The organism is Hoyosella rhizosphaerae (assembly GCF_014643175.1).
Taxonomy (GTDB): domain Bacteria; phylum Actinomycetota; class Actinomycetes; order Mycobacteriales; family Mycobacteriaceae; genus Lolliginicoccus; species Lolliginicoccus rhizosphaerae.
Genome location: NZ_BMJH01000004.1, coordinates 217,654 through 227,030 on the forward strand (window position 1 = coordinate 217,654; position 9,377 = coordinate 227,030).

A 9,377-nucleotide genomic window follows, 5' to 3' on the forward strand; every position below is an offset into this window, starting at 1 on the left:
GACTTGTCTCAAACTGACGATTCAATGACGTGCGAGGGCCGTAGTTTAGCTACGGTATTCCATAGTGGAGGATATCCACGGTAGCCACTGCGACAGGACGGGTACGCACATCGTGAATGGTGACGACTCAGTGCAAGACACAGGCGAAGCTGGTTCTTTCAAAAACACAGTCGTCGCCGGAATCGACCTGGGAGATCCTCATCTGGCTCTGTTGGTGCAGGAGCGCCTTGAAGCGGTCGAGAAGCTTCTTATTGACGAGCTGTCGGACGGCGAGGATTTTCTCACCGACACGGCCCTTTATTTGGCCAAAGCTGGTGGGAAGCGATTCCGCCCACTTTTCACGATCCTTTGCGGAAATCTGGGCCCAAGCCCAGACTTTGACAGCATCGTGACGGCTGCGACAGTCGTGGAGATGGTTCACCTTGCGACCTTGTACCACGACGATGTGATGGATGAAGCCGATATGCGGCGTGGGGCCGTGAGCGCGAACGCTCGGTGGAGCAACAGCATTGCGATTCTTGCTGGTGACTACTTGTTCGCGCACGCGTCACGACTGTTGTCGACGTTGGGTCCCAACGCTGTGCGTGTGATCGCCGAGACTTTTGCCGAGTTGGTCACCGGGCAGATGCGCGAAACGATTGGCGCACCTCCCGCTGAGGACAAAGTGGCGCACTACCTGAAGGTTATCCGAGAAAAGACGGCATCGTTGCTTGCCGCGTCTGGAAAATTTGGGGGGACCTTTTCCGGAGCCACCAGCGACCAGATTTTGCAGCTAGAGCGACTAGGCGACGCGGTCGGGATGGCTTTCCAGATTTGTGATGACATCATCGACATCACATCCATGACTGAGACGTCAGGTAAAACCCCTGGAACTGACCTCAGAGAAGGGGTTTTGACGCTGCCCATGTTGTTTGCTTTGGACGACGACGGGCCTGGTAGCGATCGCCTGCGAGAACTTCTCAAGGGACCCATCACTGATGATGCGCTCGTCGAAGAAGCCTTGACCCTATTGCGTGGATCGCGTGGGATGGCGCGAGCGCGAGACACTCTCACGAGCTACGCCGATAGCGCGCGTTCAGAGCTTGCGGGATTCAGTGACAGCTCGGCCAAGGCCGCTCTTGGGGCAGTGATTGATTACACAGTAAAACGCGTGGGTTAGCGCGCCGTGCGCCTGTGGGGGCGCACGGCTCATGGTCCACCAGTCGCTACCGGTAGTTGATGAACTGCAGCGCTACCTCGAAATCGGCTCCCTTAAGGAGTGAAATGACGGCCTGCAGATCGTCGCGCTTCTTGCTTGATACCCGCAGCTCGTCGCCTTGGATTTGCGCCTTGACGCCCTTAGGGCCCTCGTCGCGAATCTTCTTGGAGATTTTCTTGGCGTCTTCTTGGGAGATTCCCTGCACCAATGATCCGGTTAGTTTGTAGCCCTTGCCCGCCGGTGTTGGGTCGCCAGGCTTGAACGCCTTCATTGAGATGTCGCGGCGAACCAGCTTCTCGCGGAAGACTTCGAGTATCGCTTTCACACGATCTTCAGTGTCGGCGGACAGGACTATGTCCTCGGTCCCAGACCACTCGATCTTCGCGCCTGTGCCGCGGAAGTCGTATCGGTTGGCGATTTCCTTCGCGGCTATGTTCAGCGCGTTGTCGACTTCTTGGCGGTCGACCTTGCTCACGATGTCGAACGATGAATCTGCCACAGTTGCCTCTTTCCCTCACTGATGTGCGCATCATTTGCAGATGCACGATGTCCACGAGTGCGCCACAACCATAAGGCAGGGGGACTGCTGATGGATGCAAACACCGTGGACGGCCGCAACAAAACAGGCCCGATTTGCCATTGGCATACCTGTTCGATGTATTGTGCCTTTCACACGCAAAGTGAATTGCTTGGCCCGCCGCAAGGTGTGTCACGGCGATTTTACGTGGTGTGTACGGCAGGTTGCCCGAGCGGCCAAAGGGAGCGGACTGTAAATCCGTCGGCATCGCCTACGAAGGTTCGAATCCTTCACCTGCCACCTTCAAGCCTGGTTCGTGACATTTCACGAACCAGGCTTTTGGTTTTTGGGCCTAATGCGCGTCAGATGACCGCGCAGTGCTGGTGATTGTGATTGTTCTATCAGGGCATTTGTAAGTTGCGCCGGTTCCTGTGTAACCTCTTGAAGGCTTCTACGCATGGCAGCAAGCAACAGTTCTTTGAGGGCTGCTAATGTGGCATAGGCTGCGCCCCCTTAGCTCAGTCGGCAGAGCGTTTCCATGGTAAGGAAAAGGTCAACGGTTCGATTCCGTTAGGGGGCTCACTCATAAAGTGGGTTTGCTGGTAAGTCGTCAGACTGCCAGGCAAGGCGGTGTAGCTCAGTCGGTAGAGCAAGCGGCTCATAATCGCTGTGTCGCCGGTTCAAGTCCGGCCACCGCTACTTGCAGGTCATGGCATTTGTGGGGTCGAACACTTTTGTTCGACCCCACAAATGTTTGTGTGTCTTCGCCCTTTGTGTTCCGAGTTTCATTGAAAATTCGTATATGTGGAACGAAACTCCACCCCAATAGCCGCATTTGCGAGTCATCCTGACTAAGGTTCTAGATCACGAGGTACTCGACGTAATTGTTTGAGTGCCCATGCGTAGGGGCAACGGTGCCTTTTCGCGCTGGTGACGAGGTGGTGAGTGACAGTGGGCTTTACGGTGGACAGCGTAGGGATACGCTTCCGAATGTCTGATTATTATGAGGTTGGCCGCGAAAAGATTCGTGAGTTCGCCAGAGCTGTTCATGATGACCACCCCGCGCACTTTTCCGAAGAGGCCGCTGAGCGTTTTGGCTACCCTGCGCTGATCGCCCCTGCAACATTCGCGTCGATCATTGGCATCATGGCAACGCGTCAGCTATTCGAGGAAAACGGGTGGGCGTCCGACTTGCGCAACATTTTGCAGGCAGATCAGCAGTTTCGGTTCCACCAGCCAATTCTTGCGGGTGACCGCCTTATCGGTGAGGCATACGTTGAGTCGGTGCGATTGATGGCGGGTAATCACGTAATGGTGATGAAAAACCAGATCTTTAATGATCGTGACGAGATGGTTCAAACGAACTACACCACTCTCATTCGGCGAGATTCTGTTCCGGTCGAAGGGGACGTGTGATGACGGCGCGCAGCTTTGACAGTGTTCATGAAGGAATGATGCTCGAGCCGGTTGCGTTTCGAGTCACGCGCGAAGATTTGGTCCGCTACGCGGGTGTATCGGGCGATACGAACCCGATTCACTGGAGTGAATCCGTAGCAAAGTCGGTTGGGCTGACTGACGTCGTTGCGCACGGGATGCTGTCGATGGGCCTGGGCGGGTCCTACGTCACCGAGTGGTTGGGGGACCCAACTGGAGTTCTCGAATACAGTGTCCGATTCACCAGTCCGGTCTACGTCTCAGAATCAGACGGCGGAGCTATCGAGTTCAGCGGCAAAATAAAGTCAGTCGACCAGGAAGCTAAGACTGCGACGATTGCGTTGGTTGCGCATTCTGATGGCAAGCGGATTTTTGGTCGCGCAACCGCTGTCGTTCAGCTTTCGTGAGGTCCTCGGCGCCAATTGTGACGCAGCGAGGATTGTGAAGTACACTCAAGACTCTGTGGCAAGATGAGTCGGCGCGCCGCCAATTGGTGGCGCGTGATTTATGGTCACACTGGGTAGTGATCGCCAGATCTTCACTACCGAAGGGGCGTAGCTCAACTGGCAGAGCAGCGGTCTCCAAAACCGCAGGTTGCAGGTTCAAGTCCTGTCGCCCCTGCTGCGAAGTTCGGCAACGGAAGGATCCACGGGTGATTGAGCAGCCAGGTCGGCGTGACGGCGAAAGTGGGGATGACCCACTCTTTGCTGACTCGTCCGCAGCAGGCGCATCTCCGCGCCCTAGTGGCAAGCGTGGATCTCGCGGGGCAGACGGTTCGGCTCAACTAGAGCAGGGCAGTGGCGTGAAGGTCGCGAAGCGTGAAAACATCTTCGCGGTAATTTTCCGATTTATCGGAGAAGTTATTTCGGAGCTTCGGAAGGTCATCTGGCCTGGTAAGAAGCAGATGATCACGTACACGATTGTGGTTTTCATCTTCCTCTTTGTCATGGTTTCGCTGATCTTTGGCCTAGACCAGATCTTTTCCCGCGGCGTCCTTTGGTTGTACGGGTAGCCTGCTTATATGCGGTGAAACTGACGTTGTGTGGGGCTCGTAAGTTGAGTTGAGCGCTACACGCACTGCGACTGGCCCCAATCGGCCAAGCCGAAGATTGAGAAAATAGCGTGATAATGAGAGGAAGCGAGTAGCCCAGTGAGCGCCCCGGAGAACGATTTTGCGAACGCCCCGGAAGAGGACGCGAAGGACAACGAGGGCGCGACACTTGTCGACGGCGGTACACCTGCGGACAGTTCTGTAGACGAAGAACTTGACCCGGTAGCGGAACTAAAAGCGAAGCTTCGCCGCGCTGAGGGCGATTGGTACGTCGTGCACTCCTACGCGGGATACGAGAACAAGGTTAAAACCAACCTCGAAACCCGTGTCCTCAACCTTGATGCCGGAGACTTCATCTTCCAGATTGAAGTTCCGACCGAGGAAGTCACTGAAATCAAGAACGGTCAGAAGAAGCAGGTAAACCGAAAGGTTTTGCCTGGTTACATCCTCGTCCGTATGATTCTCAATGATGAGTCATGGGGCGTTGTGCGTAATACGCCCGGTGTCACTGGGTTCGTAGGTGCAACACCCTCGCGTCCATCAGCGATCTCCATTGATGAGGTTGTGAAGTTCCTTCTGCCGCCACAGAGTCGGAAGAAGACCACTTCTGCTGGAGGCACGTCCGCAGGTGCGGACGGCGGATTTGCTCCGAAGCCAACCATCGAGGTGGATTTCGAGGTGGGAGAGTCCGTCACTGTGATGGACGGCCCATTCGCAACCCTTCCCGCCAGTATTTCCGAAGTCAATGGCGAGCAGCAGAAACTCAAGGTGCTCGTCTCCATCTTCGGGCGTGAGACACCGGTTGAACTCAACTTCAACCAAGTCTCCAAAATATAGCTTCACAATCGCGATGACCGGCGCAGTAGCAAGATCGCGACTGCGCCGTAGCGGTGTGAAATACAGAAACAGTCGAACAGTTCAGGGAAGTTGAGATGCCCCCCAAGAAGAAGAAAAAGCTCACCGGAGTAATCAAACTCCAGATTCAGGCCGGTCAAGCTAACCCAGCTCCACCAATTGGTCCCGCGCTTGGTCAGCACGGCGTCAACATCATGGAGTTCTGCAAGGCTTACAACGCCGCAACTGAAGCACAGCGCGGAAACGTAATCCCTGTGGAGATCTTCGTATACGAAGATCGATCCTTCGACTTCAAGTTGAAGACTCCACCAGCAGCCAAGCTTCTGCTTAAGGCCGCAGGTGTTCAAAAGGGTTCGCCGACGCCGCACAAGGATAAGGTCGCCAAGGTTACTTGGGATCAGGTCCGCGAAATCGCGAAGACCAAGCAAGAAGATCTCAACGCCAACGATATCGACCAGGCCGCAAAGATCATCGCCGGAACGGCACGTTCGATGGGCATCACCGTCGAATAAGACCGCTTCAGCGGCACTGTTGACGAAGGTCAACACGAAGACCAGAAAATGAATACGTGGTAGGACCGGGCGCTGGTCCGCACCACAACTGACCGCGCCGCACAGCGGCAAGATTGGACAGACATGGCCAAGCGCAGCAAGGCATATCGCGCAGCAAGCGAGAAGATCGACAAAAACTCGGTTTATTCGCCAGTCGAGGCAATCCGTCTCGCACGCGAAACAGCTTCGAAGAACTTTGACGCCACAGTCGAGGTTGCACTTCGACTTGGAGTAGATCCTCGCAAAGCTGACCAGATGGTACGTGGCACCGTGAGCCTCCCTCACGGCACGGGTAAAACCGTCCGCGTCATCGTTTTCGCCGCAGGCGAGAAGGCAACAGAAGCGGAAGCTGCTGGCGCCGACGCAGTGGGAGCAGAAGAGCTCATCGAACGCATTCAGGGTGGATGGCTCGACTTTGATGCGGCAATCGCGACCCCCGACCAGATGGCGAAGGTCGGCCGAATCGCACGTGTCCTTGGACCTCGTGGTTTGATGCCGAACCCCAAGACTGGCACAGTCACGATGGACGTAGCTAAGGCAATCACGGACATCAAGGGCGGAAAGATCAACTTCCGTGTCGACAAGCAAGCGAACCTTCACCTCATCGTGGGCAAGGCGTCGTTTGACGAGAAGAAGCTCGTCGAAAACTACAATGCAGCACTCGACGAGGTGCTTCGCGCTAAGCCGTCGGCAGCTAAAGGTCGCTACCTAAAGAAGATCACGCTTTCGACCACCACCGGACCGGGCATCCCGGTGGATTCGAGCAAAGTGCGTGTTGTTCTAGGCGACGAAGACTAGTTTCGACTGTCGTTACAGTGTGGCCCCCGGGTGGAAGTTCCCCGGGGGCCACACTCGTATTACGACCGCGCAATATTGTCAAGAACGACGGAGGAAATGTGCGGCAGCACAGATTCCGGGAGGTCGTGCCCCATTCCGTCTATCAAGAAAAGGCGTGCACCAGGAACAGCACGGGCGACAGCTTTTCCGCAGGCCGGGCGTAGTAAAGGGTCTGCAGTTCCATGAATCACAGCGGTTGGTGCCGTGATGCGCTGCGCGAACCGTTTTAGCGATCCAGTTCCTATGACTGCCGCGAACTGTCGAACCATCCCCGCGGGGTAGTAGCTGCGAGTAAGCAATGATCGAGCTAGGTCACGAAGTTCGTCATCGGATCGTGGGTGCGCTGGCCCGCCAAGAACTTTGAAATTTTTTGCAGCATGGTTCACGAGTTCGTCTAACGATGCGTTTCTTGGGGCTGGACCTACTAGAGCCAGCAACGCTGGCGGGGTTGGCGGTGGCAGGAATTTTTCGTTGGTGCTCGAAAAGATGATGGAAGCTGATAGCGCGCGCTGAGGGTTTTCGGCGGCGAAGATTTGGGTGATCATCCCGCCCATCGAGGCCCCTACGATGTGCGCCTTCGCGATTCCGAGATAGTCAAGTAGTTTGCGAGAGTCGGCCGCCATATCAACTAACGTGTAGGGCACGCTGCTGGGGAGACCAAGTTGGCTTCTCGCCAAGCGCGCAACAAGGGAGCCTTCTACCCGGATTCCTTCAAACTTGGTGGATAACCCAATATCGCGGTTGTCGAACCGGATTACTCGGAAACCTTCGCGTGCCAGTGTGAGGCACAACTCGGTTGGCCACATGATCATTTGCGCGCCGAATCCCATGACGAGGAGAATTGCAGGTCCGTCTTCCGGGCCGAATTCTTCGTATGCCAGCCGAACGGGAGATGTCGGTGCGATCCCTGTACGAGTGGGAATGTCGGATGAGATCACGGGGCCGTGCTCCTCGTCGTTTGTAAGGTATTCACTGGTGTAGTTGGCGTAGTGATTTGGTTTCGCATCGGTACGCGGGGTACAGTTCTCGTCGGACTTATGTCTGATTGGGCGCCCTATTGGTGCTTGATCCAACCCCATTTAAGTTCACCGAAGACCGTTGGTCACTTCCTTTCTTGACGGTACGTCATGTGCCTGCGAGAAGGTTAGTTGAAGGTTCGGATTAGTTCCGGCGGCCCACGCAGGAGGACGAGGCTAGGGGAGTGGTGTAGTCGTGCGCTTTATGCGCTTCGATTTCGTGCTCTTTCTCAGGCTCTGCTGAATGCGTCGGACCAGTCAGACTTCGAGCTTCTCTTGTACCAACCGTCCAGTGGTTTTCGGGCGAGTGAGGAGAGAGGAGGCGAAGCATGGCAAAGGCAGAGAAAGTTACCGCAGTGTCGGAAATTGCGGAGCAGTTCAGGAACTCTACTGCAGCAGTGGTTACCGAATACCGTGGCCTCACAGTTGCCAACCTGACCGCACTGCGCCGGTCGCTCGGCGCGGGTACCTCGTACTCCGTCGCCAAGAACACCCTCGTCAAGATCGCTGCACGCGATGCTGGCGTTGAGGGGCTTGATGATCTTTTCGCGGGACCTACAGCGGTTGCATTCATCTCGGGCGAGCCCGTTGATGCTGCAAAGGCGTTGAAGCAGTTCGCGAAGGACAACAAGTCCCTCGTCATCAAGGGCGGCTACATGGATGGCCGCTCACTTTCCGTCGAGGAAGTCGACAAGATTGCGGACCTTGAGTCTCGCGAAGTCTTGTTGGCGAAGCTTGCCGGAGCGATGAAGGGCAACACGGCGAAGGCTGCGGGCCTATTCAACGCACCTGCCTCGCAGGTTGCGCGTTTGGTTGCTGCGCTTCAGGAAAAGAAAGGCGCCGAAGGCGCACCTGCGGAGGCGTGAGCCACACCGCGTTTGGTTACCAACCCCTGCCCCGTTTGAGAGATGAAGCAAAGCTGAACGCTGTTCATCTTAGGGCGCACTAATTAGGAAGGAACGCCCATCATGGCGAAGCTCACCACCGACGAACTGATCGAAGCTTTCAAGGAAATGACTCTCCTCGAGCTTTCAGAGTTCGTGAAGGTCTTTGAAGACACCTTCGAGGTCACCGCAGCCGCTCCTGTTGCTGTTGCCGCTGCCGGTGCTGCACCAGCTGCTGAAGCTGCAGAAGAGAAGGACGAATTCGACGTCGTTCTTGAGGCCGCTGGCGACAAGAAGATCGGCGTCATCAAGGTCGTCCGTGAAATCATCCCGAGCCTCGGCCTGAAAGAAGCCAAGGAACTCGTTGAGGCCGCTCCAAAGGCGATCCTTGAGGCAGTTGCCAAGGACCAGGCTGACGCAGCCAAGGAGAAGCTCGAAGCCGCAGGCGCGAAGGTTTCCCTTAAGTGATGTTTGCTAGCTGAGGGCTTGATTTAAGCCGCTCACTACTAAGTAGGGCCATTCATTCGAATGGCCCTACTTTTGTATATCCGGATCTTTACAGTCGTCGGGCTGCTCGGTTGTGGTCTGAGTGGCGTCCCCGTGCGTACAAACTCTTCGGGTGTACTAAATAGTGGGTTTGATAGTAAGCACTACCGGAATGGTCCGGAAACATTTTGAACCATGTATTGTTCAAACCGCGCTTCGCGCACTACTTCTCTGCTGCTAGTAGTTGATGCTTCAAAAGTACTGCTCTGCACAGGATTTCGTGGGCTTTGCGACGCTGGCCTCCTTGGAGGAGAACCTGCTTGGTAGCCGCGTACGCCCCCTAAAGGGGGGTCGCCCGGGCCGTCTGAATTGCGGCAGTTTATTGTTCTGGAGGCGCTCGCCATACGGAAGCGTTAAAGTGACGCCACCCACACGGAATTGTGTTGTGGCCTAGCTGGGAGGTTTCGTGGGAGTTGAGGTCGCGGTCGAGGGGCTGACGAAGTCATTCGGGTCGACGAACATCTGGTCGGATGTGTCGTTCACTATCC

11 protein-coding genes and 4 tRNA genes are annotated in these 9,377 nt (G+C 55.8%); 13 read left to right on the forward strand and 2 right to left on the reverse strand.

Going from position 1 to position 9,377, the window contains the following annotated elements:
• The first annotated feature begins 112 nt into the window (after positions 1–112).
• On the forward strand, positions 113–1,159 hold the full coding sequence (locus tag IEW73_RS15965) for a polyprenyl synthetase family protein (protein WP_188677737.1): 1,047 nt from the start codon (positions 113–115) through the stop codon (positions 1,157–1,159).
• A 46-nt stretch (positions 1,160–1,205) separates the two neighbouring features.
• Here IEW73_RS15965 and IEW73_RS15970 read toward each other — a convergent pair whose 3' ends face one another.
• Positions 1,206–1,697 carry a YajQ family cyclic di-GMP-binding protein gene (locus IEW73_RS15970; RefSeq protein WP_188677634.1) on the reverse strand — a complete coding sequence of 164 codons (492 nt, stop codon included), beginning with the start codon at positions 1,695–1,697 and terminating at the stop codon, positions 1,206–1,208.
• Between the two features lie 236 nt (positions 1,698–1,933).
• On the opposite strand from IEW73_RS15970, the gene IEW73_RS15975 reads away from it, so the two are divergent.
• The 10 genes from IEW73_RS15975 to rplA all read left to right on the forward strand — a co-directional run bounded on the left by IEW73_RS15975 (position 1,934) and on the right by rplA (position 6,404).
• Positions 1,934–2,015, forward strand: a tRNA-Tyr gene (locus IEW73_RS15975).
• A gap of 207 nt (positions 2,016–2,222) precedes the next feature.
• Positions 2,223–2,295 (forward strand) — tRNA-Thr (locus IEW73_RS15980).
• Between the two features lie 46 nt (positions 2,296–2,341).
• Positions 2,342–2,414, forward strand: a tRNA-Met gene (locus IEW73_RS15985).
• Positions 2,415–2,678: 264 nt separating this feature from the next.
• On the forward strand, positions 2,679–3,131 hold the full coding sequence (gene hadA, locus IEW73_RS15990) for a (3R)-hydroxyacyl-ACP dehydratase subunit HadA (protein WP_373286502.1): 453 nt from the start codon (positions 2,679–2,681) through the stop codon (positions 3,129–3,131).
• Positions 3,131–3,556 (forward strand): MaoC/PaaZ C-terminal domain-containing protein, encoded by a 426-nt coding sequence (locus IEW73_RS15995; protein WP_188677639.1) that lies wholly within the window; start codon positions 3,131–3,133, stop codon positions 3,554–3,556. Before hadA ends, IEW73_RS15995 begins: the two co-directional genes overlap by 1 nt.
• 141 nt (positions 3,557–3,697) lie before the next feature.
• A tRNA-Trp gene (locus IEW73_RS16000) sits at positions 3,698–3,770 on the forward strand.
• Between the two features lie 31 nt (positions 3,771–3,801).
• Complete coding sequence (gene secE, locus IEW73_RS16005) at positions 3,802–4,161, forward strand: preprotein translocase subunit SecE (RefSeq protein WP_188677641.1); 360 nt, start codon at positions 3,802–3,804, stop codon at positions 4,159–4,161.
• Between the two features lie 138 nt (positions 4,162–4,299).
• The gene (nusG, locus tag IEW73_RS16010; protein WP_188677643.1) at positions 4,300–5,037 is read left to right on the forward strand and encodes a transcription termination/antitermination protein NusG; all 738 of its coding nucleotides are present in this window, start codon (positions 4,300–4,302) and stop codon (positions 5,035–5,037) included.
• A gap of 95 nt (positions 5,038–5,132) precedes the next feature.
• The gene (rplK, locus tag IEW73_RS16015) at positions 5,133–5,567 is read left to right on the forward strand and encodes a 50S ribosomal protein L11 (protein WP_188677645.1); all 435 of its coding nucleotides are present in this window, start codon (positions 5,133–5,135) and stop codon (positions 5,565–5,567) included.
• A gap of 123 nt (positions 5,568–5,690) precedes the next feature.
• The gene (gene rplA, locus IEW73_RS16020; RefSeq protein ID WP_188677647.1) at positions 5,691–6,404 is read left to right on the forward strand and encodes a 50S ribosomal protein L1; all 714 of its coding nucleotides are present in this window, start codon (positions 5,691–5,693) and stop codon (positions 6,402–6,404) included.
• Positions 6,405–6,463: 59 nt separating this feature from the next.
• Here rplA and IEW73_RS16025 read toward each other — a convergent pair whose 3' ends face one another.
• Positions 6,464–7,381 (reverse strand): alpha/beta fold hydrolase, encoded by a 918-nt coding sequence (locus IEW73_RS16025; protein WP_279345114.1) that lies wholly within the window; start codon positions 7,379–7,381, stop codon positions 6,464–6,466.
• 407 nt (positions 7,382–7,788) lie between these two features.
• Between IEW73_RS16025 and rplJ the strand changes: the two genes are divergently transcribed.
• Both rplJ and rplL read left to right on the forward strand, forming a co-directional pair.
• Positions 7,789–8,325 (forward strand): 50S ribosomal protein L10, encoded by a 537-nt coding sequence (gene rplJ / locus IEW73_RS16030; protein WP_188677652.1) that lies wholly within the window; start codon positions 7,789–7,791, stop codon positions 8,323–8,325.
• Positions 8,326–8,427: 102 nt separating this feature from the next.
• Positions 8,428–8,811 carry a 50S ribosomal protein L7/L12 gene (gene rplL / locus IEW73_RS16035; protein WP_188677654.1) on the forward strand — a complete coding sequence of 128 codons (384 nt, stop codon included), beginning with the start codon at positions 8,428–8,430 and terminating at the stop codon, positions 8,809–8,811.
• Positions 8,812–9,377 lie beyond the last annotated feature (566 nt).

What these genes read in the sequence shown, in the direction of transcription:
- IEW73_RS15995 (WP_188677639.1), top strand. Translation starts at nt 3,131, where the DNA reads ATGACGGCGCGCAGCTTTGACAGTGTTCATGAAGGAATGATGCTCGAG.
- rplK (WP_188677645.1), top strand. Translation starts at nt 5,133, where the DNA reads ATGCCCCCCAAGAAGAAGAAAAAGCTCACCGGAGTAATCAAACTCCAG.
- rplA (WP_188677647.1), top strand. Translation starts at nt 5,691, where the DNA reads ATGGCCAAGCGCAGCAAGGCATATCGCGCAGCAAGCGAGAAGATCGAC.
- rplJ (WP_188677652.1), top strand. Translation starts at nt 7,789, where the DNA reads ATGGCAAAGGCAGAGAAAGTTACCGCAGTGTCGGAAATTGCGGAGCAG.
- rplL (WP_188677654.1), top strand. Translation starts at nt 8,428, where the DNA reads ATGGCGAAGCTCACCACCGACGAACTGATCGAAGCTTTCAAGGAAATG.